The sequence below is a fragment of the Klebsiella spallanzanii genome (genome assembly GCF_902158555.1).
Classification (GTDB): domain Bacteria; phylum Pseudomonadota; class Gammaproteobacteria; order Enterobacterales; family Enterobacteriaceae; genus Klebsiella; species Klebsiella spallanzanii.
Window position 1 is genome coordinate 252,771 of the sequence record NZ_CABGGS010000002.1, and the last position, 24,438, is coordinate 277,208.

25 protein-coding genes and 3 pseudogenes are annotated in these 24,438 nt (G+C 44.7%); 14 read left to right on the top strand and 14 right to left on the bottom strand.

Annotated elements, in window-relative coordinates:
• Positions 1-607: 607 nt before the first annotated feature.
• The 4 genes from FN082_RS29935 (at position 608) to FN082_RS04730 (ending at position 3,653) form a co-directional block, all read left to right on the top strand.
• On the top strand, positions 608-769 hold the full coding sequence (locus FN082_RS29935) for a hypothetical protein (RefSeq protein WP_040216727.1): 162 nt from the start codon (positions 608-610) through the stop codon (positions 767-769).
• Positions 770-1,003: 234 nt separating this feature from the next.
• Positions 1,004-1,783, top strand: coding sequence for a hypothetical protein (locus FN082_RS04720; protein ID WP_142981208.1), 780 nt, complete (start codon positions 1,004-1,006; stop codon positions 1,781-1,783).
• A gap of 101 nt (positions 1,784-1,884) precedes the next feature.
• Positions 1,885-2,340: a hypothetical protein gene (locus tag FN082_RS04725; protein WP_142981209.1), complete on the top strand. Its 456-nt coding sequence runs from the start codon at positions 1,885-1,887 to the stop codon at positions 2,338-2,340.
• A 201-nt stretch (positions 2,341-2,541) separates the two neighbouring features.
• A protein-coding gene (locus tag FN082_RS04730; RefSeq protein ID WP_142981231.1) for an IS3 family transposase occupies positions 2,542-3,653 on the top strand; the annotation gives its coding sequence in 2 pieces (ribosomal slippage) (positions 2,542-2,803 and positions 2,803-3,653; 1,113 coding nt in all).
• A gap of 1,137 nt (positions 3,654-4,790) precedes the next feature.
• On the opposite strand, the gene FN082_RS04740 is transcribed toward FN082_RS04730, so the two are convergent.
• Together FN082_RS04740 and FN082_RS04745 are read right to left on the bottom strand one after the other, a co-directional pair.
• Positions 4,791-5,636, bottom strand: coding sequence for a hypothetical protein (locus FN082_RS04740; RefSeq protein WP_142981210.1), 846 nt, complete (start codon positions 5,634-5,636; stop codon positions 4,791-4,793).
• 73 nt (positions 5,637-5,709) lie between these two features.
• Positions 5,710-6,159, bottom strand: coding sequence for an integrase core domain-containing protein (locus FN082_RS04745; protein ID WP_080748437.1), 450 nt, complete (start codon positions 6,157-6,159; stop codon positions 5,710-5,712).
• 432 nt (positions 6,160-6,591) lie between these two features.
• Here FN082_RS04745 and FN082_RS04750 point away from each other — a divergent pair, with 432 nt between their 5' ends.
• From FN082_RS04750 to mrkJ, 3 genes are all read left to right on the top strand, one after another.
• Positions 6,592-7,302 carry a flagellar brake protein gene (locus FN082_RS04750; protein WP_142981211.1) on the top strand — a complete coding sequence of 237 codons (711 nt, stop codon included), beginning with the start codon at positions 6,592-6,594 and terminating at the stop codon, positions 7,300-7,302.
• A gap of 118 nt (positions 7,303-7,420) precedes the next feature.
• Complete coding sequence (locus FN082_RS04755) at positions 7,421-8,005, top strand: helix-turn-helix transcriptional regulator (RefSeq protein ID WP_142981212.1); 585 nt, start codon at positions 7,421-7,423, stop codon at positions 8,003-8,005.
• Positions 8,006-8,146: 141 nt separating this feature from the next.
• Positions 8,147-8,863 carry a cyclic-di-GMP phosphodiesterase MrkJ gene (gene mrkJ, locus FN082_RS04760; RefSeq protein WP_047663494.1) on the top strand — a complete coding sequence of 239 codons (717 nt, stop codon included), beginning with the start codon at positions 8,147-8,149 and terminating at the stop codon, positions 8,861-8,863.
• Positions 8,864-8,924: 61 nt separating this feature from the next.
• Here mrkJ and FN082_RS04765 read toward each other — a convergent pair whose 3' ends face one another.
• The 5 genes from FN082_RS04765 to FN082_RS04785 all read right to left on the bottom strand — a co-directional run bounded on the left by FN082_RS04765 (position 8,925) and on the right by FN082_RS04785 (position 14,455).
• On the bottom strand, positions 8,925-9,575 hold the full coding sequence (locus FN082_RS04765; RefSeq protein ID WP_047665395.1) for a fimbrial protein: 651 nt from the start codon (positions 9,573-9,575) through the stop codon (positions 8,925-8,927).
• 14 nt (positions 9,576-9,589) lie between these two features.
• Positions 9,590-10,564: a fimbrial protein gene (locus tag FN082_RS04770; protein WP_114262896.1), complete on the bottom strand. Its 975-nt coding sequence runs from the start codon at positions 10,562-10,564 to the stop codon at positions 9,590-9,592.
• Positions 10,555-13,041 carry a fimbria/pilus outer membrane usher protein gene (locus FN082_RS04775; RefSeq protein ID WP_142981213.1) on the bottom strand — a complete coding sequence of 829 codons (2,487 nt, stop codon included), beginning with the start codon at positions 13,039-13,041 and terminating at the stop codon, positions 10,555-10,557. Before FN082_RS04775 ends, FN082_RS04770 begins: the two co-directional genes overlap by 10 nt.
• Positions 13,042-13,052: 11 nt before the next feature.
• The gene (locus FN082_RS04780) at positions 13,053-13,754 is read right to left on the bottom strand and encodes a fimbrial biogenesis chaperone (protein ID WP_064155786.1); all 702 of its coding nucleotides are present in this window, start codon (positions 13,752-13,754) and stop codon (positions 13,053-13,055) included.
• Between the two features lie 95 nt (positions 13,755-13,849).
• Complete coding sequence (locus tag FN082_RS04785; RefSeq protein WP_047663498.1) at positions 13,850-14,455, bottom strand: fimbrial protein; 606 nt, start codon at positions 14,453-14,455, stop codon at positions 13,850-13,852.
• A gap of 397 nt (positions 14,456-14,852) precedes the next feature.
• Between FN082_RS04785 and FN082_RS04790 the strand changes: the two are divergent.
• Positions 14,853-14,984 (top strand): annotated as a pseudogene (locus tag FN082_RS04790) (IS110 family transposase); the annotation flags it as partial.
• 105 nt (positions 14,985-15,089) lie between these two features.
• Here FN082_RS04790 and FN082_RS04795 read toward each other — a convergent pair.
• Positions 15,090-15,375: pseudogene (locus FN082_RS04795) on the bottom strand (IS3 family transposase); the annotation flags it as partial.
• 83 nt (positions 15,376-15,458) lie between these two features.
• Between FN082_RS04795 and FN082_RS04805 the strand changes: the two are divergent.
• Positions 15,459-16,151, top strand: a pseudogene (locus FN082_RS04805) (IS5 family transposase); the annotation flags it as partial.
• A gap of 166 nt (positions 16,152-16,317) precedes the next feature.
• On the opposite strand, the gene FN082_RS04810 reads toward FN082_RS04805, so the two are convergent.
• The 4 genes from FN082_RS04810 to FN082_RS04825 form a co-directional block, all read right to left on the bottom strand.
• Complete coding sequence (locus FN082_RS04810; protein WP_223306634.1) at positions 16,318-16,734, bottom strand: site-specific integrase; 417 nt, start codon at positions 16,732-16,734, stop codon at positions 16,318-16,320.
• A gap of 169 nt (positions 16,735-16,903) precedes the next feature.
• Positions 16,904-17,167 carry a transposase gene (locus tag FN082_RS30450; protein WP_142981232.1) on the bottom strand — a complete coding sequence of 88 codons (264 nt, stop codon included), beginning with the start codon at positions 17,165-17,167 and terminating at the stop codon, positions 16,904-16,906.
• 254 nt (positions 17,168-17,421) lie between these two features.
• A complete protein-coding gene (locus FN082_RS04820) occupies positions 17,422-17,628 on the bottom strand; it encodes a helix-turn-helix transcriptional regulator (protein WP_047665397.1) in 207 nt (68 codons plus the stop codon).
• Between the two features lie 275 nt (positions 17,629-17,903).
• Entirely contained in the window at positions 17,904-18,146 is a 243-nt protein-coding gene (locus FN082_RS04825) for a helix-turn-helix transcriptional regulator (protein WP_052135770.1), read from the bottom strand.
• A gap of 112 nt (positions 18,147-18,258) precedes the next feature.
• On the opposite strand from FN082_RS04825, the gene FN082_RS04830 reads away from it, so the two are divergent.
• A complete protein-coding gene (locus FN082_RS04830; RefSeq protein WP_142981214.1) occupies positions 18,259-19,125 on the top strand; it encodes a hypothetical protein in 867 nt (288 codons plus the stop codon).
• A gap of 342 nt (positions 19,126-19,467) precedes the next feature.
• On the opposite strand, the gene FN082_RS04835 is transcribed toward FN082_RS04830, so the two are convergent.
• Entirely contained in the window at positions 19,468-20,925 is a 1,458-nt protein-coding gene (locus tag FN082_RS04835) for a YfjI family protein (protein ID WP_142981215.1), read from the bottom strand.
• 235 nt (positions 20,926-21,160) lie between these two features.
• Positions 21,161-21,793 carry an inovirus Gp2 family protein gene (locus FN082_RS04840; protein WP_044349777.1) on the bottom strand — a complete coding sequence of 211 codons (633 nt, stop codon included), beginning with the start codon at positions 21,791-21,793 and terminating at the stop codon, positions 21,161-21,163.
• Between the two features lie 541 nt (positions 21,794-22,334).
• On the opposite strand from FN082_RS04840, the gene FN082_RS04845 reads away from it, so the two are divergent.
• The 4 genes from FN082_RS04845 to radC all read left to right on the top strand — a co-directional run bounded on the left by FN082_RS04845 (position 22,335) and on the right by radC (position 24,427).
• Positions 22,335-23,159, top strand: coding sequence for a DUF932 domain-containing protein (locus FN082_RS04845; RefSeq protein WP_142981216.1), 825 nt, complete (start codon positions 22,335-22,337; stop codon positions 23,157-23,159).
• Between the two features lie 5 nt (positions 23,160-23,164).
• Entirely contained in the window at positions 23,165-23,413 is a 249-nt protein-coding gene (locus tag FN082_RS04850) for a DUF905 domain-containing protein (protein WP_142981217.1), read from the top strand.
• Positions 23,414-23,492: 79 nt separating this feature from the next.
• Positions 23,493-23,936, top strand: a complete 444-nt coding sequence (locus FN082_RS04855; RefSeq protein ID WP_142981218.1) for an antirestriction protein — start codon at positions 23,493-23,495, stop codon at positions 23,934-23,936.
• Positions 23,937-23,947: 11 nt separating this feature from the next.
• Positions 23,948-24,427 (top strand): RadC family protein, encoded by a 480-nt coding sequence (radC, locus tag FN082_RS04860; RefSeq protein ID WP_044349286.1) that lies wholly within the window; start codon positions 23,948-23,950, stop codon positions 24,425-24,427.
• Positions 24,428-24,438 lie beyond the last annotated feature (11 nt).

The following is a 24,438-nucleotide window of genomic DNA, read 5'->3' on the forward strand; positions in this document are numbered from 1 at the left end:
GCTCTGTTGTGCCAGTTCTGGGGACTGCGACCGGGGCAGTTATTGGTGCTGTTCTGGGAAGGTTTGTGGCTGGTGCAACTGCGGGAGCTGTTACCGGTTCAGCCCTTGATGGACTCCTGTTTGACAGATATGAGTGCGACGATTGTGGTCATACCTTTGACTAGAAGGTTATGCTAAATGTCATATCTTTATGATTTTAATGAATAAAAAAAATCCACTACTTGCCTCATCAATTTTAATACACCACATCCCCCGCATAAACTGATCTACAAAAACGATCGATATCATTGCAATGATAGTTATAAACTATCAAGAATTAATAATTGATCGATTTTATCGATAGATATTGCAGATCAATTATTGAAATTCGATCGGTAATAACAATTTTACCTGCACTCATAACCTCCCTATCTTAGAGAGGATTTAATTAGAATCAGGCCAGGATTCTTACCGGGTGACAATAAGGAGATGCACCATGCGCCTATAGCAAGGATGTTTCAATGCGGCAGGTATAAGTCTGCCCATCTATTCAACATGCTTACCGGACAAAGTGACGGCATTAAACCACCACTTCAGTCATTTATTGCTATTTTTCAAGGAGCCAACGATGGCATTTATTCTTTTACTTTTGTGGATCGGAGCATCGATAGTTATTGGTAAATTGGCTCAGGCCAGTGGCCGTTCGTTCTTCATATGGTTTGTTATCAGTATGCTTATAGACCCCATATTTGGTGCTATTCTTTTTGCTGTAGTCGTGAGGTCAAAATGAAACCAGACAGAATTAAGGGGCTTTTTAAAGCCTATCTTGGCATTGGTGCTTTATTCATGTTGCTTGTTTGTACAGGGATTGTTGTTTTGTTAGGTCAATAAGGGAAATGATTACGTATTTTAATAATTATTTTATATTTACTGCCATCCCCCCCTCCGGTTCAATACTCTTGATGTATATCAGTATAACGTTCTCTGTAATATTTCGGCTATTATGTAAAGATAAGGAATTATCATGATAAACTATTATGAATATCTTGAGCTGGATATGAATGCCAGCGTTGATGAATTAAACCATGCGATACAAAAAGTAAGTGAACGTGATGATGCAGATTTAAAATTCATCCGTGAAATGAAATCTATTTTGTTAAACGATAAAGCCAGGGTTCTGTATAATAACAAATTGATTTCTTTTATTGTTGGCGATCGTAAAAAGTCTGATTTGGTAAGCGCTGAGAATATTCGTGAATTATTAAATATAGACAACTCGTCGTTACATGAAAAATATATCTGGATTGCAACGGGATTGTTTGTTGTCGGCGTTTTATCCGCATGTTTGTTTAGTTTAGCTGTCAACTATACGGTTAATCTGTTCGTTATGATTGCCCTGGTTATTTTGTTCTATATGGACTGGAAGCTACTGGATAAACATGGTAAGGCAAGCTTTTCAAAATGGTGGATTCTTTTTTCGCCAGTTTATATTGCTAAACGTTGTAAAGCCGTTGGTCAGGGGAAAATGCTGTTGCTGGTCTGGCTTGGGATCTGGGTTGTATATGGCATCGGGAACTTTGCGTTCAACGGTAGCAAAGCGATGCTGGAACGTACAGCATGCCAGGTGGTAACGGATATCTATCATAAACAGTTACGTCAATACTCGCAGCAATGTGAGAACGTAACGTTAACTGAAAGTGAAGGGAAACAGCACTATGGATTTGCTCAACTTAGTGATGGTACAACTAAAGATATTACCGTGACAGAACAATCAGATGGTAAGATTGTTGTATATATTGAATAGGCATTTTTGAGGCAAAGCACTTACCTTTGGGGTAAGTGCTTTTTATATATTTTTTATTTTGAGGGGAGATTTGTGTGAGGTTTTTATATGGAATTAAATATGTGACTACTCTGGTGGTAATTACTATCTCTTGTTCAGTAATGGCATCACCTTATGGAGATTCAGATGTCTTGTTCGGGTGTATAATAAAAGGAAAAACTACTATAGAGGTGGCTGTGTTAAGGAATAATAACGAGGTCACTTATTTATTTGGTAAATCGGACATTACCGGAGGTGGCGGAGTTATTCCTGAAATTACTCTGGTAAAAAATGTGAGCCAGTTAAGTCAGTCATGGAATTACAGTAGGGCTGAAGGCGTGTCGATACATACATTAAATATACCTGAGAATGATTATACTTACTCTGTTTCCTATATCGATGATGGAAAAAACACTGATGGGGAAATAACTATTTTAAAACAGGGAAAAGAAATCAGTACGATAAAATGCGATGACGTCTGGGAGCAACATTTGGGTGACAGCAATATGATGCATGGTATCCCCGATGAGTCAGATTGATGTATCTGGTTTGTACCAGTTCACATGAATGTGAACTGGTACAAAAGATAGAAAGACTGACCTTGTCGGTAAATAATCCTTTATAACTTCTCTAAATAAGCGTTCCAAATAGTAGATCACTTTGTAAGTATCCCGGTAAAACGGACGATTCACTTTTAGAGATCTTCCGACATACTGATTATGTCCCCTGAGGAGATCGCTATGCGCAAGATCCGATTCACTGAACACCAGATCATCGCCGTATTGAAGTCCGTCGAAGCCGGACGTACCGTCAAGGATGTGTGCCGTGAGGCCGCTATTTCGGAAGCCAGCTATTACAACTGGAAGGCGAAATATGGCGGGATGGAAGCGGCCGATATTAAAAAAATCAAAGACCTTGAAGATGAGAATCGACGTCTGAAACAGATGTTTGCTGATCTCAGCCTTGAGTGCCGGGCACTTAAAGACGTCATCGAAAAAAAGCTTTAAAACCAGCGATAAAGCGTGAACTCGTCAGCTATCTGACGGCGCAATTTGCCATGAGTTTACGCCAGGCCTGCAGGACGTTATCGCTGAGCAGGACGGTCTATTTTTACCAGCCCGATACCCGACGTGATGAACCGGTGATCTGTGCGCTGACTGAACTGGCAGAACGCTATCCGCGCTACGGTTTTAAGAAGTTGTTCCAGCTGCTGCGCAGGCAGGGCAATACCTGGAACCATAAACGTGTTCACCGGATTTACTGCCTGCTGAAACTGAATTTTCGTCGCAAGGGAAAACAGCGACTGCCAGTACGTAATCCAGCACCACTGGCAACACCGCAAGCGTTAAACCAGAGCTGGTCCATTGATTTTATGCACGACGCGCTGGTCTGCGGCAGACGCTTCCGGACCTTCAATGTGGTGGATGATTTTAACCGTGAAGCACTGGCGATAGAAATCGACCTGAATATCCCGGCTCAGCGTGTCGTCCGGGTACTGGACAGGATAGTGGCAAACCGCGGCTACCCACTGAAGATGCGGATGGACAACGGACCAGAACTCGTCTCACTGGCGCTGGCACAGTGGGCCGAAGAACATGGCGTGCAACTCGAATTTATCAAGCCGGGTAAGCCAACACAGAATGCGTTTATCGAACGGTTCAACCGGACATACCGGACAGAAATCCTGGATTTTTACCTGTTCAGAACACTGAATGAAGCACGGGAAATTACCGGGCGCTGGCTGGCTGAATATAACAGTGAGCGGCCCCATGAATCCCTGAATAACTTGACGCCAGAAGAATACCGGCTGATGGCTGAAAACCCGGAAATCTCAAAAAGTGCGTGGAACTAAAACGGGTGTGCTTACATAATGTCTGGCCAGCAATGGTCATAGCGCCCACAATGGCTGATTCAGCGCAGACTATAAGCCCGAGATCGGTAAACTCATTGAGATCTATCTCACCACGCTGATAAGACATAGTAAGACTTCCTACCCCCTTGGTTGCGGTAACTAATGCGCTGGCGAAGGGGGCTCCCATTGAGGCGTAATTTGTCAGGGTGTAAATAGCCCCTGCGGACACGCCCCCTATAGCTGCTCCTTTCAGCGTATCCAGCCCTACGTCCTGCCAGTCCTCTGTATCGAATTCGCCACGGAAGATATTTTTACCGTCTTGATACTTGCGGTAAATACCCGTACCGAGAGCAAAAGTGGCCCCGAAGGCTGCCCCCATAACCGTAGCTCGCATGGCTTCGTTGAGCGAAGGTTGGTGTTCTTCAACGATTTCGGCTTTTTTTACCTCATTTTTCTCAGCTAATTCCTGGTCATGTTTATCGAGTGTTTCATCGATTTTCCCCCACTGGACATCTTTATAATTAGAGTCTCCTGGACGTACAACGTCCGCAAATGATCGGCCGGTTGCGTTTTCAATTTCTGCAACCTTTTCCCTGATGGCCTGCAGACTTCTCTCATTCATTCCCTCAACAGGTTTCCCGTCGATAACATCCTGTATCGTTTGCCAGGTATCTTTCGGGATATGGTAAAACGCTTTGTTTTGGGTGAAGTCAGGGTAGTCTTCCATGTGTTTCAGGACATGTGTCAGATTACTATTGATGCCGTTTATGAATTTTGATTGCACTTCAACGCCATCAATTAAATAGTCCGCAGGGGCCGTCCGGCCAACCCCGTCGAATGTTGCGCGAAAAGCGGACTCATCCTGTAGTCTCTCTTCGAGCGCCTGACGGGCGTTACGCACACCTACTTCTACTTGCTCGGCAATTTCACCATGCTTGGTACCTGTGGAGCCTAGTATGGTGTTGGGTGAGGCGATAAAATCACGAACCTTCAGCATTTGCTCGCCCGCATTCTCAAACGCACGAGCTTGCCTCTCTAATTCGAATATTTCGTCCTGCATCCTGGTCTGATTGAGTGCATTAACAGCACTACCGATAATCTGATCACTTACAGCATCATGGCGGTCAATAATTTTCATCACTGAATTTTCTTGTTGATCAGTTTTGATAATGCATGGATATGGTTAATCAATGCCCCGAGTTGATCTTTCTGATGCGCATTAAACTGGTTGTAGTCACGCGGTGCGGTCTTCTCCAGCCCATCAATAATGCTTTCAGTGCCATGATAATGCTCAGATGTTAGTGCCTTCAATTTATTCGCACCACGTTCCATTACCAGCAATTCGCTAGTTTTAGCCCGAATATGACGCTCTTCCTGCTGAGCTTTGTCAATAATTTTGCCGTTCTTACGACGAGCCAGAAGAGTGCCCCCTGCAATACCTGCAACTCCGATCCCCCAACCGATGGGACCTGCCAGCGCTAGCAGCGCACCGCCTGCAGACATACCACCGCCGCCAGCTGCTAAAGCCCCCCCGCCAAGCCATGCCAGTGCTGCATTTGTAGCTGCAGCACCGCTCAATGTGGCAATTGCAGTTCCGGTTGATGCTGTACCAAAGGTCGTAGCGACTGCCAGCGCTGCCGTAGGTGCAAATGCTGCAACACCGGCTCCGACGGCAACTCCCGCCGTTGCAGTCCCTTTACCAACGTGCGATGTGCGATATTCCTCCTCTAGTTTTTCAACAACATTGTCGAACTCAACAATTTCTGCTTTTAGTTCACTCCAGGATTTACCGAATTCTTTTGGTTTATTTGCCAGTTGACTCACATAGTTTTCGACGTGTGTAATAAGTTGTTCACTGCATTTCTGACGCAACAGGAAGAGATTTGTAATCTCTTCCTGCGTCCTTTTTGCCTGAGTCTCATAACGGTCAGTTGCATTTTTAAGTTTGGATAAAGCGGTTTCTCTTTCGGATCCACGTAACATTTTTTTACTCCTGCTGTATGTCGTCTAAATTATTCCTATATTTGACCCTATATATCCAGATATTTTTACTCTCTTACGGTTGCGATAACTTTCTGCGTATATATTCCTGTGGTGACTGATATCCCAGTGCACTATGCGGATGACGTTTGTTGTAATGAATGAACACCACCGCCGGATTTATCACCGCAGCCAGGCTGTCCGGATTCGCCATGATGCCGATGCAGTCCCGTTTTATCATCTTCACGAAGCTTTCTGCTATTTCGTTGATTTCTGGGCTGCTCACCGCTGTTGTGCATGGCTCCAGATTCAGATCTCTGGCGAACTTCCGCGTTTCATGTGCGGTATACGCTGAACCGTTATCCGTCAGCCACTGCACCGGTATGTCCAGTAACCTGTACGCGACGATATCCGTAACTCGGCATGTCGCTGATGATATTGAGGATGTCAGACTGTATCCCAGCGTCAACTTCGTCATTACGCCGGGTACAGCATCTGTCCTGTCAGACGGCTGAACGGTTACCATGTAGGTGGACTACGTGGGAGACATTCATACTCGGCTCCATCGTCTGCTGGATAATGGCGATTTTCTTCTGAGGAGTCTTACACTTACGGGCTTATTGCCCTAACAGGATCTCGGTCATCTCAAAATTAGCGCCAGTGTTAGACAAATATTCAAGCCTATCTCTTATCTGAAGATACAGCTACTGTCTGTTTAAGGAGTCTACATCACTGTCCGCTATCGTCACTGTTGGTAGACCTGGAAAATTTATATTAAAAGATTATTCACTCCAAATGCCAAAAAATAAAGTTCGACAATGTCAACCCCCAATCAATAGGATTATCCTATTTTTTTAAATTAAACAATAGGTTATGAGGGCGTTTTTTTAAGAAAAATACGATTCCAGCATGGGATAATAAATTAAAATTTTGGCTGTTTTTGGATTAGGGAGTCAATATGTCTGAGGGAGTTTCTAAAAAGTCCAAATATGAAATTATTGCAATTCTGAGAGATGAACTCAGGATTCAATCTAAATTGTACTTCTATTGTAATGGTATAAAACACCAGTCGACACTAAAAAAAGTAGAAGGTAATTTTTTCTATATAAAACCATCCACCTCTCATCCAGGTCTTCCTAAAGAGAGCATTTTTTATTTTATCATCCACAGCCCATTAGGGAAAATAGAATTCACAACCAACAATCGAATCACTGACAAAAGAAATTCAAACAATCTTCTATGCTTCATTATTCCTGAATCATTATCAATACTACAACGAAGGACATCACCAAGAATTAACGTTAGGTACGAAAGTCAGTTTTATTGCTCTGGAAGATACAGAAGTGGCACTATTTATAAATATCACTTGAATGATATATCAGAAGGTGGTTGCTCGTTTATATCCCTGGAACCTTTGCATAGTTTTATTAGAAGTGGAAATAAACTTGAAAACTCAGAGTTAAATCTTGGGGAGTACGGACGAATCCTTGTTAATTTAAAAATAAAACATATATCCGAAACAAATAACCACAAACAATGTGATACAACAAACTTCAGGGTATCTTGCATGTTTTATTACGAAAGTGAAGAAAAAAAAGAGGAAATAGAAGAAATAATTGTCAAATTGATAATTGATAGAAAAATAAAAAACAGGCGAATCTTGGCTTAATTCACTTGGCAAAATAAAATTTCAAAAAAACACAATCACTTTAACCTAAATCAACATTAATGCAATAGTACGCAAGATGTTTTTATGATAAAGATAATCAACAGGAAATTTTAACCCATTGGAAAACATATTGCTTTATACTGACGACAATATCATCGGACAATCAATCCACGATTATATGGTTGATAACGAAAAAAACATCACCACCCTTAACTTCCAGGATATGGTTAAGGGAGTCATCACACCATCGACCACTACCGTTATTATCAACACTATCCATAAGGATATATCTGCAGCCACAACTGTCGCATTGCTTAACTCCCTGCGCAAGCGTCTTACGCACTGCGCGTTGCTGGTTTTAATTGTAAAAAGTGACCTCTCCAGACTGTTTCGGGAGTTGCTTGATATTGATAATTTATTGATTTTGACTGAAAAATCGTCTTTATCAGATTTCTCTGCCATCATCAACAGACCTTTAACCGCCGATGGCTGTCAGGGATTATGTACCCGGCGTACGCTAACCGCCAGGGAACTTCAGGTTCTGGAGTTAATCATTGCCTGCAACAACAATAAAAGAATCGCATTACTCCTCGATATTGATCACAAAACGGTACACAGCCATAAGGTACATATTATGAAGAAGCTGGGGATGAATAACTCACGGATAATGAATAAAAGGATAGTCAATATGTATCGGTGCTGAAGCCAAAAATATGTGGGTGACCAATCAAAAGCCGCTAATTCATTGGCAACCTTCCTTTAATAATCATTCCCATCGACACAAACCTCACCTATAATAATATTATCTTCTCTTTACCTTCGGCCTGATTTTTGACGAGAGATAATGAACGCGACGCTATTTTCCAATCATAACTTATCACGTAACGATATATCCGTTCGTTATGTCTTTCAAAAGATGTTTTCCCCAAAAGGTACGCTCGTCGCCGTTGAGTGCCTGAGTCGTTTCGATAGCCTGCCTATCTCTCCAGAAAACTTCTTCCGCTATGCCAATACGGGATTGCGCGAGAGCATATTCATGGAGCAGCTGGCGCTCATTGAAAAACATAAACAGTGGTTTAATAAAAACGGCATCTCTGCAACAATCAATGTTGATGACCATATACTCAACATATTGCTAAGATCGGAGATTAAAAACCTCGTTGACCACATTGGCTGCGTTCACTTTGAGGTAACAGAAAACTCGAATAAATTATTGAACAATGCTCTTGCTACCTGGAGCGATCCACAAAGCACGACGCTCTGGCTCGATGATTTTGGCTCAGGCAATGCGGGTATTAATGCGATTCGAAGTTACCATTTTGATTATGTCAAAATCGATAAAGACTTCTTCTGGCATTTAATGCAAAAAGATTCTGGCCGACCGCTGATGGATGCACTGATCACCTTTCTTTCCCGTAACCACCATAATGTGATTATTGAAGGCGTAGAAAGCGAAGCGCACAAGAAGTGGTTACAGGGCATGGAGTGGTTTGCTATTCAGGGACACTACTGGAAGGAAGTCAGCATTGAACAACTGGTCAAAGAAGATATCAAGGTTTAAAAAAATGCCGGAGCATTCCGGCATCAATATTAACATTCGCGCAATAAAGTCAATCAATCACTCAATTATAAACTAACTCCCAGGTCGCCCAGCTGGTCAACGGACCACTGGTCGCTTTTTCCGGCGCGGGCGTAACGTAGCCAATGTAATAAGTAAATATCCCGCCATCCACCGCCTTTTCCACCAGAGGCACCCGGTTTTGCTGCGGGTCAGCCGGGACAATTTTATTGCTTTTGTCCAGCGTATTATTATCGTTGGTCGCCAGCGCCAGAAAAATATGGCTGGCACCGTCCGCGCGCGTATTCGCCAGATAACCGGCGTTTTCATTACTGACGAAATTGACCATAAACCCATCAATCCAGCGCACGCTCACCATCCGAACTTCATCTTTATCCGCCGCGCCACCATCATGGCGAAGCTGGCAGTTTGAGAGTTCCAGAGTGAAAGGCTGCGGTTTCATAAATGCCCCCGCCCCGCGTTCGTGTACTTCCGCCAGGCTAACCGGTGCCAGCCAGACGCTTCCACTCCCTGCATTATTGCCGCCGTTAAGCGCCACGCTACAGGAGATGTCGGTCACCCGTCCGGCAAAATCCACCCGCCCACGATCGTAATTCGTCTCGAATCCCCACACCGAGGAGGCAATAAGCGTCCCGCTCATCAGGGCAAACTGAATGAGTCGTATGCTATTTATATACTTTGCTGAATCACTCATACCCGCCTCCCGCATTAATCGTACGTCAGGTTAAAGATCATGTGCGACTCCACTTCACCGGTACTGGTGGTCGGCGCATATTGATAGAAGCGCGCATAGAGCGGCAGGGTGATATAGCGGGTTTCCTGGCTTTGTAATGTACCAATATTATATTTTTTGTTGAATTCCAGAGGAGTGTTATCCTTTATAACCTGCACACCAACGCCCTTAGCAGCAGAACTTCCGGTCTTTTCATTTAACAGAACACCTTGATTCGCCGAAGTATTTGTAGCTAATGTTCCAGAAAATGAGGTGTTAATATTTGCATAACCACTGACACTGACTCCCCCACTACACTCCAGTTTAATATCAAATGGTGTACCGCCAGCCCAGGTTCCCACCCCTTTTAAATCGGCTCGTTTAATCGTGCCTATATCGACATTCATATTTTTGCCACCCAAAATGGTACAAGAAGGTGAAACAATTGTAATGGCATCAGCATTGAGGCTGGTTTTCAGGATTGTAAATCCTGGGCCATATTCTGTATACGGCCCACTGGCTAATGTCCCACTCCCTGTTGTGGTGCTGGTCTTAATTATATCTAATGTGAATGTTGAACCTGCGAGTCTAAAGGAGGAACCTGTCGTGGTATAACTATCAGGGTAGATCATACTGATCGCCCCTTTACGTGAGAAACGTAGACCAATTCCAGGAATTGCAGTCGAATAGACTTTATTGGCCCCCTGAACCAAACCAGCAGCAACAACTTTCGCATCTGATTTCAGAGTAGTACTTCTATCACATGTAACATAAATCGTATTATTATCCGGCATTGTCCATGTTTTAGTTGCAATAACACTACCTACTGGTAAGTCCGGGCTAACAACCACGCGCCCCATAGCCATATTAATTTCATAGGCACTATTAGATTGCCAACATGATGCCCATGCCGACGTTGTCCCCAGCGCCATTAAGCCAATAAAAAGCGTCAGTTTTTTACTTAGCGACATAGCGTTTCCTTTGTTTTTGCCTGACTTAAATCCACCGAACACTGTCCGCCGCTCCACTTAACCGTCGCCTTCGGCACGCTGGCATCGCTGATAAACATCATGCTGCCCTGGCCCACCACGCCTATCTCTTTCCCGGACGGGTCGAATATCGTGGCGGCAAACGGTAACGGCAGGCCATTAGCCTGGTGCGCCAGCACCGTGATGTTGTTCTGCACCGTGGTATCGAAGGAGACCTTGACCACGCTGCCTTCCCACGGCACCACCTGCGCCACGGTACGATCAAAGGCGACATCGTCGTTGCTGCCCTTCGGGTCAATTTCAACGGAGTTAATCCGGTAAGGCCGCAGATACGGCAGGATGGCGTAACCATTGCTGTCAATACGGGTTCCCGGCGAGCCGGGCAACATCGCGCCAGCGGCGTCTTTCGCTTCGATCAACGCCATGGTAGTGCCGGTTTCCGGCGAGAACACCACGCCGTGGCGATGGGCAATCAGCGTTCCGCTGGCACCGACGCCGCTCTGGCGATACCCTTCGCCCTGGCTATAGCTGCCGTTCAGCGTGGTCCACGGAGTACGGTAGCTGCCGTTCAGCGCCACATCATGCTGACCGCCGGTAGACGTGGTTGTCGACACGCCGTAGTTGAGGTTGTTTTCGCTATCCAGCGAACCGTTGACGCCAATTTGTGAACTGGCGAAGCGTGAATTATTAAACGAGGTATTTGACGTCAGGTTAGCGGTACGGTTTTCACCGAACCACAGCGGGTAGCTGAAGTTGAGCGAAACGCGATCGTCGCGACGGTGGCCAGAACTATCCGGGGTATAGACACGCTGCGCGCCCACCGACCACGAGAGCCGGCCGTACATGTTGTTGTAACTAAACTGGTACTGCTTCTCCGTTCCCGAACGGTTCCAGTAATCCGCCACCCGGCCGCTCAGATAAAAACCGCCCCAGCCATCCGGCAGGTTCTGGTTAACGGTAAAGGTCATACCGTTTTTTTGCCGCCACACGGTGTAGTTGCTGTTACGGTTCTTTTCCTGATCGACCGCATACAGCGCGTCGTTCAGGTTGTAATAGCCTTTGGTGGAGTAGCGATATGCCGCCAGCACGATGCTGGTCTGGGTTTCGGTAAACATGCGGTTAAAGGTGGCGCGATAGCTTTGCCCCTGCTCGTCGAGGGTGTCGCTCTTCAGCCGTGAATGCGTAACGTCGAATGACAGCGCGCCGATGCCGGTGTTCATCCCGGTTCCCAGCAGGAACGCCTGGTAGTCATCAAAACCAGTGACGCCGGTATAGCCGGTAAACAGGTTATTTAAACCGTGCTGCCAGGTTCCCTGGTAGAGCATCGGCTTATTACGCAACGAACTGTCGTCGACTTTACCGGCAGAGAGCGCATAGCGGGTCATTCCTGGACGCAGTAATTGCGCCACCGAGGCGTAAGGCACGCTAAACACTTCAACCGTACCATCGGCTTCTTTAACCGAAACTTCAAGGTCACTACCGTAGCCGGAAGGGTAAACATCCTGCAGGGTAAACGGCCCCGGCGGCACCGTGGTCTGATAGATAATATTGCTGCCCTGACGAACCGTGACCAGGGCGTTACTTTGCGCTACGCCGCGAATTTCCGGGGCGTAGGAGCGCATGCCGTCCGGGAACATATTGTCATCGGTCGCCAGGCTTACCCCGCGCATGCCGATGGTGTCGAAGAATTCGCCGTTGGTAAAAATCTGACCGCCGCTGACTATCGAGTTAATCTGCGGAATGGGCCGCTGCAGGTAGGTCTGGTTGCTGTTCCAGTGGGCTTTTCCCTGCTGCTGCTGCCAGTTCAGGTTACCGATATGCTTGAGCAGCCAGCCGTCCCACGACAGGCCCGCGTTAACACCCAGATAAGCACTGCTGTTATCAGAACCGTTGGACGACGAGCTGTGGCTGTTCCAGGCGTTTGCCATCCAGCCTAAATTCAGCGCCGCAACGCCTTTATCCCAGAACTCCGGGCTGACGAAGTTTTTAAGACGCTGATCTTCGTAGATTTGTGGTACGGATATATCCAGTCGCAGGGAGGACTGGATCAGAGTATCTTTAACATTCTCTTCGTTGCGCCACTCTTGCAGGCGTCCGCAGAAGCCCTCTTTCTCGCTGAGCTGCGGGTTGAATTTTTCAGGCGAGATCCCGTATTGCATCAGCATCGCTTTGGTATAGCAGACGCCCATTTTGCCGTCTTTACCGGCGGTGATTTTCAGGTCGTAGCGCCCTTTCCATTCGCCGTTGGTATACACATCAAGTGAATAGACGCCTTCGCTGATAGCGCTGGTAGAAAAGCGCGACAGATCGACCTTTTCGCGACTGCCAACGATAAAACCATCGTTAAACTGATAGACCGTTCCCGGGTTTTCCTCTCCGCTGGAAAATGGCGGAAAGCAGCACAGCGCAACTGCAATGGCCGTGCTTAATCTTCCCGGGCAGATTGACCTCTGCTTCATGATCGTTTCCCTTATTTGACGGCAACTTTCACTGCAACATCTGCGCCATAGTCATTAATGTTGTTAACGGTCAGGGTCTCGCCTTTACTCACTGCGGAAGAAAGGGCGATGGTCTGGCTGGACTGCGGGGCAAACATCACCGTTTTGCTGTTCAGCGCTTTGCCGCCGTCGCGGGAGATACGGCTGACGGTGACATAAAATGGCGTCGGATTACTGACGGACAAATTGTTACCGTTTGCGGAAAGGACTAATTTTTCTGCCGCCGCATCGCGGTTGCCTAATCCGTTGGGACGATAGATAAACTTAAAGCGCGAACGAATCGCCAGTTGCAGAACATTCTGCCCTTCGTTTTTCTGGCTCGCCTCGACTGGCGGTATTTCCAGAAGGTTTAGCCACCACAGCGTTTCTTTATCTTTAGCGAGTCCCGCATTACTGCTGAGCTTAATACGCAGGGTCTGGCCGCTTTTCGCGTCAACGCGGGAAATAGGTGGGGTGATAATAAATGGCGTCGTAATAGTGTCCGGCGTCGCGTCGGCATTACCGTTATCCAGCCAGGCTTGTGCCAGCGCCGGACGGTCGGCGGTGTTGGAGAGCTGCACCGTTATTTCTTTTTCATTTCCTGGATAAATAAAGCGGGTGCCGTTAACAATAATATTATTGGCATGGGCCGCAAAACTAAAAATGAAACAGAAAAAAAGGGCAATACGCTTCATGCTGACCTCAGAATAAAAAATAAGCGGCAGCAGTGGCCGCTTTATTATTGTTTTATGCCGCCCCGGCGCGAGGCGGCTTTATCTCTCAGTCGATATTACTGATAGGTAATTTGGTAAGTCGCGTAGCTGTTAACCACACCGGTGGTAACCGTTGCCGGGGTGCTGGTTACATAACCAACGTAGTAAGTGAAGCGTGCGCCATCCTTAACGGCGGAATCGTCACCAGTCGCTTTAGGCTGGTTGTCATCGCCTGGGATAATTTTGTTAGTGATCGTATCGCTGGTAGATAAAGCCAGTTGGATATTTTCCGCGCCTGCGGCTTCAGTATTTGCCAGGTAGCCCTGTTGTGTGGAGGTTCCACCAGCCAGCAGGTTACCGCCGGTCCAGTTCACGCCCAGTTTGCTCACATCGTCTTGTTTTGTACCGTCAGCAGCCTGACAGTCAGATACATCGATGGTGAAAGTTTTTGGTTTAAGTAAGGTATCTTGTGTGCCTGGCGCTTTAACTTCCGTTAAAGTCACCGGAGCCAGATAAACGTTAGCATTGCTGCCCTGGCCGTTTACGGAAACAGTACAAGAGACGTCGGTAACTTTACCGAAGAAATTAACCTGACCGCCGCCTACATTGGTATCAGCAGCATTTGCCGCAGCCATACCAAAAAACGCAGTCGCCATCGCAGCAGAGAGAAGAACCTTTTTCATTGTCATTTCCTTGTCAGAGTGAATTAAGTATCAATGAGCAAACAGTTAATTCGCACAAAAGTCAGAAGCGATATGCGATGCTCACTTGTGCAACTGTTAATAGAAACTTCGACTGACCGGAAGCCGCAATATTTAAGGCGTCAGGAACGGATTCTATAAAAGAATTCGTCGATGCTGTCGGCGTCAAAGAATGCTATTTCGAAATTAAATATACATTTTTTTACAACTTGATTGAGACTGTTTTATGGATTGACACCTATTAATAAATAAAAAAACAATCAGCATTTCCAATCAAATACGTATTGACTTTTGTCAAACGCCATGAAAAACATGGTAATCGATTGATTTTTATAGATTATAATTACATAGCTATAATTTTAATGATGTTTAAAATCACAATGGCATGGGTAAGCCAGTTTATTCAAAGCGCACTGGTCGAAAAGAATTACTCCAGACAGTGGCGAACATTCCGGCCTGCCTGATTAGTGTCGAAGCGTGCACTGGGGCATTTTACTGGCAGCATGAGTTTTAAAAATTGGGACATAAAGTAAAAGTTATCAGTCCTCAGTATGTAAAACACTTTACCCGCCCTGAACTCCGGGCACACTGTAGGTGATATCAGTCACTCTGACCTGATCTGATTAGGCTTTACCACGGTAAATTCACGCTGCACGCGATTAGGGGCAATGACCGAAGGTTTGGGCCATCCGGCGTGGAGATTTATAGCCACGTACCGCTTTGATCCGGTTCAGTTGCATAATGCGATCTACACGATTTTTAACGCAGGTTTCACCGATTTCGCTCAGATAACCATTAACCCGATGATAACCATACATGCCGCAACTCAGTGTATATGAGTCTCGGATGAGCGTCAGTAGGCGTTCATTGTCTTTATCGTGTCCGGAAACAGGGTTATGCAACGACGGCAGCGGTATCGAGAGTCACAGGAAGTAGCTGAGGACTCTCTGAAGAAGATAATAGCAGCTTTCCCTCGCGCCATTGCTGGCGCGATTTGCCTGAGCGATATGGCCCAAGGAAGACCTTTTATAACCGTTTTAACCGATGGTCTAAATCGGGAGCAATTAACATTATTTTCAACAGATTACTTTCTTCTCTTGATGCCCATGGTCTCGTTGACTGGTCCACGACTGCGCTGGATGGCAGCAAAATCCGAGTACTCAGGTGCGCCGCTGGTGCGCAAATAAACATTCCGATATCACCGGAGATAATGGACTGGGTCGCTCTCGCGGTGGTTTTGGCACCAAAATCCATTTGGCGACAGACGGAAGTGGTCTGCCGTTAAATATCGTACTGAGTCCCGGTCAGGCTCACGAAAGCCAGTTTGCACAACGTCTTCTGGATGGTATTGGTATTCAACGCCAGAACGGCTGCATGAAACGTCGTGGCCATGCAGTGCTGGCTGACAAAGCCTACTCCGAGCATATATTACATAAAGAACTGAAAAGAAACGGGATAAAAACGGTCCCCCCGAAAAACCAATGAAAAAATGGCAGCAGATAGTCGTTCACAACTTAATCGAGATGCCTACCGCAATCGCAACGTTGTTGAGCGGTGTATTGGGTGCCTGAAAGAATACTGCCGCATTGCCACACGTTACGTCAAAATGGCGAGGAATTATCTGGCGATGGTGAAACTGGGGTGTATCCGGCTGTTTTACAAAAGGTTATGTAATTAAGGGATACAGCCTCGTTTGATGTTCATTTTGCCCTCCCCGGGCGTTAAAAGAACATCTGAATTACACTCTCATAAACTGCTGGGTGTCCTGGCACAAATTACCTTGCATGAGCATACTTAATCACTCCTTGCTCGGTAGTTTTTGCATGCGCTATCGGGTGAGGCGATCAAACGACAACCTTACGAGCATTTTTACTACTGGCAAGTTCACCAGTGGCTAACTTGCTAACCTTTCTTAAAGCAGCATTAAAAGCAATCACGGTAACTGGACTGTCACGGTTTTTGACGCGGTTTGAATGGCTCTGAAACACAAAAACATCTTGAGGATACGTCTCTCTTCTACGTTCCAGTATCGCGCAAACAGGCGCGCTTAACTCAATCCGTTTTGCTTTTATTCTTCCTTTCACTCGCAGATAAGCAGAACCTCTTTCAATGTCTGTATAACGAAGATCAATCAATCTACCAACACTTTGACCAGTATAAAAAATTACCGCCCATAAATCAGACCAAGTATCCGATACATGAACCAGATTGCTATTAATAGTTAAAAATTTCTTGAAACTTATTGCTTTCTTGTCTTTCACAACCAGAACATTCCCATAACCAAAACACTTATTATCCTAAACATCGTACCTCTGCAAAACTACCTATGTTTTGGATGGCTAATGGTCGCCGTAAAGTATTTGTAAACCGTCTTTACCCCTAACTGAGAAGGATGGCCGTACCGTTGGCGAGTGCCGGTAACCTCCGCTGTCAGTTTGGTATGGTGCCACTGACGGCAGCAACACTACGGACAATTGCAGGTGACAACTCCGAACGCATGAAAAACGAAACTGCATTAGTATCGCTCTGTGACGTTGAAATTTCCGACCCGAGCCTCTTTATCCAGGCGTGAAAACTGTGGGTGGTGATACAGAGACGTATTGCAACGCCTGAAATAGAATGACCGCTATTAACAACCTGTTTGACTGCTTCAACTTTAAACCCTTCGGGATAACGCTTAATGCCCGCAGGTATTTATATTTGAGCCATCTTGAATGACATCTCAGATGTATGTTAAACCTATTGTGATTCAGTGTTGGGCTGCTTAGTGAGCATCAAAGGAATTTAGTGAGCTTCTCCTGTTATCCGATAACAAAATGGGCAGGGCTTAGCCCCACAATACTGACGTTTGCATTGGTTACAGATCCAACGGGACCGTTTATTTGCGGTAGTACCTTGAGTGGAGTGAGTCCGTCGGTTAGTGTAGTCAATACGTTTTGCATGCATGGTTAGTTTCCTCTTGATTTTTCCATACGCTGTTTTAACCACGACTTTACTTCGCTTTCAGTCCAGCGGGAACTGCGACCCAATTTAATTGGCTTCGGGAATTCACCGTCTTTGATGAGCTTATAAAACCATTTGTCTGTTAATCCGGTGTAAGCAGTAATAAAAGCCATATCTACAAGGCGATCTTTTGTGAAGTCTGTATCTGACATGTAATTATCATTTTTCTGATTAAATATTGATGCATGTTCTTTCATTGTTAATTCTCACTCGGTAAAAATACAATGTACAGATTTATTTGAAGCTTAGACTTGTTTGTCTAAGCGTTATCTTTTCAGCATATAACTGCTCGAAGAAAAATCATCTTCGGAAATTATAAATTTCATCATTCAGGATGGATTATGAATTAACAGCGATTTTTTGTATCTATCGTTAATTTACCTCTATGCTGACGTGAGTTCTTCTGGTTAGCATTACACCTACAATATCAGATTGATATCGGGCGATTATTTAGCCAGTCGTCCAGTTCTGACTCCAGCCAGCCAACGGATTTAGTGCCCAGGCGACGTTGGATGGGAAAAGTTGGATCATATCGTGGTGATTTGGTGTTTAACCAGTCATAGATGGTCGCACGAGCGATGCCTAGCTTTTCCATGACATCTTTGATCCTGAGCATTTTAGCTGGATTTACATACTTTACTGTCTGCTGTGTTGAGTTACTTTGAGACATAATCAATACCTTTTTTGCGTTTTAGACAGGGACTATGTTGCCAACAAATGCCAGGCTACAATAGGCCTTAAGTAAATGAGCAGTTAAATCACTTCAGGGGGCTTTACTTTTTATGGATAATGTGAGCTACGATTCTTTGGATGAAATCTATCAAGACGTATACAAGGCTTTTGAAGAGAAGCTTGAAGCGTTAGTCACAAAGCTGAAAGGTTCAGTCCAATACGATGAACTGATAACAATGCGTGAAAAAGCGTATGAGGTTATTGAGGAGTTTAAGACCATCGAGGAGGAACTACCCGAGAGAATTGTTGATGAATCCCATCCAGATAATTTCCGTTTACAACAGGAATTTATTGATGTTAATGGAATTGTTGTGCCAAAACCGTATGTCTATAAAAAAACTTACGCTGAGGCTCGGGCCAGTATACAGAAAGAAATGTTTGACGGTCGAATTTCTGGAATTATCAAATTAGTGGATGAAAACTTCTGGTTACATTATCTTTTTATGGGGTTTAAGGATTTTTACTGGAGTGAGTATATTTTATCAAATGGCAATAAAAAAGATAGTTGCGAGTTTTTACTTTATGCACTACTTTATATCACCTACGCCGCAGACAGAAATGATAAAGCAAAGACTGGTGATTGGCTTAGATTAAATGAAAGGTTTGATAGAATTAAAAGAAAATCAGCATCAAGCCTTGGCGGAAAGAAAAAATTAAAAGATCTCGATTATCTAAAGCCATATATATCTTCAGCGCTGTCCGATCATTCCCCTGAAGGTGGTTGGGAAAGCAAGAGGCAATTCATTGATACCATTATCCCACTCGTTGTAAAACTTGATGGAGAACACAATTCCGAAAAATGGAAGGGAGATCCAATAAAAAGGGAAAACACATTACGTAATAGAATCGATAAATGGTTATTGGACGACCTGCGGGACAATTATGATAAATTTATTCGAAATAAGAATAAGCGTTAATTAATTGAGTTAAAAATAACTTTTTGCATCTCCAATGCCCCTCCATACCTCATGTATTCACAAGTATGCTTAACACTTGACCAAGGAAGGGCATTATTTTTCTTTGCAAACTTAGAATAGTATAAAATTAATATGATAATGTCCGGAGGTGACAGTGATAACTGATGTTTTTCCCGCCTGGAACACCATCTCTGAAAATAATATTTTTATAAAAAAAGTTTTTATATATTTTCAAAAACATCATATATATCAATTTATTGCCACTCCATTTGAAATATTCAACATATCTTAATCACTGCTATCAGTTGCTACTGGTAGCAACTGATAGCAGTGCAGTTGACATCAATGACGATGGATATGTATTATTTCGCTGGTGCTGCCATTACTATTTTTAATTTTTTCAATTCTTATTTTCTCATCTTCTTCCAGATAAGCTAGCGCATCGTTAAGTTTTCTTGAGTTTCTTAGAGCATATGGGCCTTTTCTCCTTACTATCATTTTATTCAGAATGGTGGGAGTGTTTAATATTTGAGGGTAATTAACATCAGGATCCTTGTATTTTAATAACCATTTGTACAATATATCAGCGTTATGCTCTATTGAATCTGAGCATGATGAGGTAGCATCAAGAGCCTGTTGATAATAAAAATACGCTGTTTTCGCACCTGCCTGAATGGTTCTTTCAGATATTTCATTTCCGTGCTCATCACTAAAAAGATGAAAAACCCCAGCCAGTCTGACAATATTTTCAGGCATCTTAGACAACATGCCTTCTACAACAGGATGTTTCTCTCTGTCTTTAAGTATACGTGATTCAATATGTTTATATACTAAACCGAGTGCTGACTGAGCCTCTTCGGATAAGTATAGATATTTATGCTTTTCATTATTTTTGTACCTCTCTTCAGAAAGCAGCAGTAGCTCCTTTATTCTGTTATGGAATCTGATGATGTTATTTTTACTGTTATTCTTAACAGGGCTGCGGTACCCTCTTTTTGAGGTTACTCCGGTTATCATAAAACGGGACAGAAACCCTGAGCCTACTGCATAATCCCCCTGAAGTTTGATATATTTTTTAAACTCACTGGACTGAATCATTAATAACATTGTAAACATACATTCATCCATACTACATCTGCCACTTTTTCGTTCTATATCAAACGGAGCTCCATCCCATAAAAGGTTTAAAAATCCCAGGTTATTCTTTGCACGTCCTTTGAAGAAAATACCGGCCTCATCCGACATAAGACTCGATGAAGGCACATGGCTGCAGAGTCCCTGCTGTAGCGCTTCTGGTGTCGTATCACTGTAGATCAACTTATGCAATGCGGGTGGTTGCGGTTTTTTTCGGTAAAGCTCTTTCATGCTCTGAGTATCGAATTCAACATCAATTCCTTTCTCGGTTTTTTTACTAATCACTTTCAATAGTGCTTTCTCCTGACTTTTCCATGACTGAAGTTCTGCATTGTAATCCAGCATTAATAACGTATATTTTTGACGTGATTCCTTTTCAAAATCAAAAAATGGTTGTGTGACTAATTTAAATACGGCACTTTTTCTCTCTCCAGAGTCAGCAATAACGGTGTAATACATTGGGCAAGGACTGATCCTCCCGTCTGGATGTTGTATTTTTATTACCCCCTGGCATGCCAGTGATACAGCAGCCAGAACAACTGTTTCAATGAGTTCTACCGGAGCCTGTAGTTCTCTTTCTATCTCCTCCACGGCATCTCTTAAAATGGGAGGAAAAAAATTTACAGGATTGTTATTTCTATCATTAAGCGAACATCCAACACTCATATCTTATCTCTCATGTCAGGTTTATTTAAAGGATATCTCCTTCCGGTAATGAGAATATGCTACCTGGCTGCTATTTGGAATACACCAGAAAACCATCAGGCCAAATTAGCTTTATTTGGATTGATATTTTTTTAGTAAGGATTGTTTTGCTACCTGATACTGTACAGATATGAGTCATGAACAGCCCTGTACTGGTCTGTTTTACTCATGGGTAAATAGATGATTTGTGATGCCATTATTTAAAGCTACATCCAAAATTACGTTCACCATCTGTAAAGCATTTGCTTTTCTCTTTTGCGAAGTAACTTGTCCGGTAAATCAGCGAGCAATATGACTCACTTTGCTTGCCATCCTTTGCATTCAGGTAATAACAAGGATTCCTGGGTGTGTGGACTAACTCTTTATCAGGGGGATAAATGAAACTGACAGCACTCATCCATGACTCACGTATAAGGCGGAGGAGTGTACCTTTTTTACTATCGTACGCTCCCAGTGTATTGAAAGTGTCCCCGTTGAGTAACAGTAATACGTGATAATGTTTTTTATGTGAATCAGGTGCAAACTCTCTGGCCCAGACAACGCGTAATGATGTCTTACGAACTCGCTTTCCCTCTTTCTCCCGCTTGTTAAGATAATGTGAAATTTTTGCTTTCAGAGAATCCGTAAAGCGGGATATTACTGATGAATCTGTCCTTGCGAAATTAGCCTCATCAGGCATGTCATTTAATGGTTTGAGAACAGGAGTATGTAAATCTACTCTTACAGCCAATACTCTTGGGTGTTCACTCAATGCTTTATCAATAGTCTGTTCTATTTTCTTTAAATGGTATTGATTCAATTTTCCGTGAGAGGTGATATATTCGTACATACTATTTGTTTCCTTTTTTATATTTCGAAAGTGTTAGTCGTAGTAGAGCTGATTATTTAATTAAATCACTTTCTCTACGCTTGTATTGTTCATATGCATTATACATACGGTATATGTTTACTTGCCGAGTTATATGCATGAGCGTTGTTTTATTAGTGATGGAATGTTTGTTGGTTTCAATGTATTGAATTACATATGTTCTCATGTTTATTAATCTACAGGCATTGGTTTATATGTGTCGATATGTATCAGTAATCTATATACACATCTATATACATACATAGACAAACGCCACTGTTCTTTAGTCTGGGGTTGAAATTGCAATAAAAGAAGGAATTAACGATATTCATGATTTTTATACCTTTTTAGCCATCAAATTGCTCTGGAGTTATCACATATAATGTTTGGGATTTTTTTTATTAAGTTATGGGTAAATTTGAACCTATATTACTTTGGTGAAAATCCGTTATTCCTCGAAGCATATATCTATTCTTCTGAGGTTAAGCCGTTTGGTGCAAAGAGATAAATTAAGGAGCTCATCATGAAACTAGCCAGTCGTTTTGGACGGGTAAATCAGGTACGGCGCGACCGCCCGTTAACCCGTGAAGAATTAATGCAATACGTCCCCAGTGTTTTTAGTGAGAATAAGCACGAATCCCGTTCAGACCGATACACCTGGATACCGACCATCACTATTCTTGAGAATCTGCAGCGGGAAGGTTTTGAGCCTTTCTTTGCCTGCCAGACCCGCGTACGTGACCAGGGCCGACGGGAGCACACCAAACATATGTTGCGCCTGCGTCGTACCGGGCAACTTACCGGGCATCAGGTTCCCGAAATTATCCTCCTCAATTCACATGATGGCTCATCCAGTTATCAGATGCTGCCGGGATTGTTTCGTGGTGTCTGTACCAACGGGCTGGTCTGTGGGCAGTCATTCGGTGAAGTGCGGGTGCCGCATAAAGGGAATGTGGTGGAGAAAGTTATTGAAGGGGCTTATGAGGTACTGGGGATATTCGACCGGGTGGAAGAGAGACGTGATGCCATGCAGTCGGCTCTGTTACCGCCACCAGCGCAGCAGGCGATGGCGAGAGCTGCTCTGCACTATCGTTTTGGAGACGACCACCAGCCCGTCACTACTGCTCAGATACTGACGCCACGTCGTTACGAAGACCGCAGTGATGACCTCTGGACGGTGTACCAACGGGTGCAGGAGAACCTGATGAAGGGAGGGCTTGCGGGACGTACCGCACAAGGGCGAAGCAACCGTACCCGCGCTGTGAACGGTATCGACGGCGATGTGAAGCTTAACCGTGCGCTGTGGGTGATGGCAGAGAATATGCTCGAACTGCTGGGGCAGGCATGACTTCGATGCGGAGAAACATACCCGTGAACACAGAAACTCACCCACACCTTCCCTCCGGCCCGTTTACGCGTGAGCAGGCCTCAGGCATCGCAGCGCAATATGACAACGTCGCCATTGAAGACGACCAGGGAACGCATTTTCGTCTGGTTATTCGTTGCGAAGGTGTGATGGTCTGGCGGGCATGGAACTTTGAACCTGAAGCCGGAGTGATGCTGAATCGCTACATTGCACGTTATGGCATCCGAAGGTCCTGACCAACCTTACCAGACATCAGTCTCAGCCTTTCCCGCCAGCCCTGACCGGCTGGCTTTTTTATTTCCGGAGTTATTAATCATGAACAACGCATTAACGGATAACACCATTCCGACAGACACTCTTTGTGCCATACCTGTTAAAGATGAACAGCGCCTTCGTTTCTGGCCTCAGCATTTTGGCCGTATCCCGCAGTGGATAACCCTCGAACCCCGCATCTTTGCCTGGATGGACCGGTTGTGTGCGGATTACAGCGGTGGCGTCTGGGCTTTTTATACCCTCAGCAACGGTGGTGCTTTCATGGCTCCGGAAGAGAGTGAAGGTCCCTGGTCGCTGTTCAATATCCTGAATGGTAACGGCGCTGAAATGAGTGCTGAAGCTGTGGGTATTGCGGCCTGTCTGATTGCTTACAGCCACCATGCCTGCCGCACGGAGTGCGATGCCATGACGGAGCATTATTACCGTCTTCGGGACTACGCACTGAACCATCCGGAATGCAGCGCCATTATGTACATTATCGACTGAGGCCCCGTACCATGGAAAAACAGTTACCGTTGTTTGCATATGAACTGACGGCATCAGCACAACAGACCATCCGCGAGGCGCTGACCCTGCTGGAGCGCCAGTTACGCGAGCCCGGCGCATCGTTTACGTCCAGCAGCTCAGTACGTGACTGGTTGCGGCTTCAACTGACGATGGAGGAAAGAGAGGCATTTGTCCTGCTGCTGCTGGATAACCAGCACCGCCTGATTACACACGAAACGTTGTTCAAAGGCACCATCAGCCACACTGAAGTCCATCCACGGGAAGTGGTGAAGGCCTCCCTGAAATACAATGCGGCGGCGGTGATTGTTGCTCACTGTCATCCTTCAGGTCATGCCGAACCCAGCCAGGCTGACAGACGGGTGACAGAGCGTCTGAAGAATGCTCTGGACCTTGTGGGTGTGCGTCTCCTGGACCACCTCGTCATCGGCGGAATGGATATCGTCTCATTTGCTGAACGGGGCTGGTTGTAAGGGAGGAGTAT

Excerpts from the sequence above, each read along its gene's own strand:
- FN082_RS29935 (WP_040216727.1), top strand. The coding sequence starts at position 608 with ATGGCATTTATTCTTTTACTTTTGTGGATCGGAGCATCGATAGTTATT.
- FN082_RS04720 (WP_142981208.1), top strand. The coding sequence starts at position 1,004 with ATGATAAACTATTATGAATATCTTGAGCTGGATATGAATGCCAGCGTT.
- FN082_RS04740 (WP_142981210.1), bottom strand. The coding sequence starts at position 5,636 with ATGTTACGTGGATCCGAAAGAGAAACCGCTTTATCCAAACTTAAAAAT.
- FN082_RS04745 (WP_080748437.1), bottom strand. The coding sequence starts at position 6,159 with ATGGTAACCGTTCAGCCGTCTGACAGGACAGATGCTGTACCCGGCGTA.
- FN082_RS04750 (WP_142981211.1), top strand. The coding sequence starts at position 6,592 with ATGTCTGAGGGAGTTTCTAAAAAGTCCAAATATGAAATTATTGCAATT.
- mrkJ (WP_047663494.1), top strand. The coding sequence starts at position 8,147 with ATGAACGCGACGCTATTTTCCAATCATAACTTATCACGTAACGATATA.
- FN082_RS04765 (WP_047665395.1), bottom strand. The coding sequence starts at position 9,575 with ATGAGTGATTCAGCAAAGTATATAAATAGCATACGACTCATTCAGTTT.
- FN082_RS04770 (WP_114262896.1), bottom strand. The coding sequence starts at position 10,564 with ATGTCGCTAAGTAAAAAACTGACGCTTTTTATTGGCTTAATGGCGCTG.
- FN082_RS04775 (WP_142981213.1), bottom strand. The coding sequence starts at position 13,041 with ATGAAGCAGAGGTCAATCTGCCCGGGAAGATTAAGCACGGCCATTGCA.
- FN082_RS04780 (WP_064155786.1), bottom strand. The coding sequence starts at position 13,754 with ATGAAGCGTATTGCCCTTTTTTTCTGTTTCATTTTTAGTTTTGCGGCC.
- FN082_RS04785 (WP_047663498.1), bottom strand. The coding sequence starts at position 14,455 with ATGAAAAAGGTTCTTCTCTCTGCTGCGATGGCGACTGCGTTTTTTGGT.
- FN082_RS04820 (WP_047665397.1), bottom strand. The coding sequence starts at position 17,628 with ATGTCAGATACAGACTTCACAAAAGATCGCCTTGTAGATATGGCTTTT.
- FN082_RS04825 (WP_052135770.1), bottom strand. The coding sequence starts at position 18,146 with ATGTCTCAAAGTAACTCAACACAGCAGACAGTAAAGTATGTAAATCCA.
- FN082_RS04830 (WP_142981214.1), top strand. The coding sequence starts at position 18,259 with ATGGATAATGTGAGCTACGATTCTTTGGATGAAATCTATCAAGACGTA.
- FN082_RS04835 (WP_142981215.1), bottom strand. The coding sequence starts at position 20,925 with ATGAGTGTTGGATGTTCGCTTAATGATAGAAATAACAATCCTGTAAAT.
- FN082_RS04840 (WP_044349777.1), bottom strand. The coding sequence starts at position 21,793 with ATGTACGAATATATCACCTCTCACGGAAAATTGAATCAATACCATTTA.
- FN082_RS04845 (WP_142981216.1), top strand. The coding sequence starts at position 22,335 with ATGAAACTAGCCAGTCGTTTTGGACGGGTAAATCAGGTACGGCGCGAC.
- FN082_RS04850 (WP_142981217.1), top strand. The coding sequence starts at position 23,165 with ATGCGGAGAAACATACCCGTGAACACAGAAACTCACCCACACCTTCCC.
- FN082_RS04855 (WP_142981218.1), top strand. The coding sequence starts at position 23,493 with ATGAACAACGCATTAACGGATAACACCATTCCGACAGACACTCTTTGT.
- radC (WP_044349286.1), top strand. The coding sequence starts at position 23,948 with ATGGAAAAACAGTTACCGTTGTTTGCATATGAACTGACGGCATCAGCA.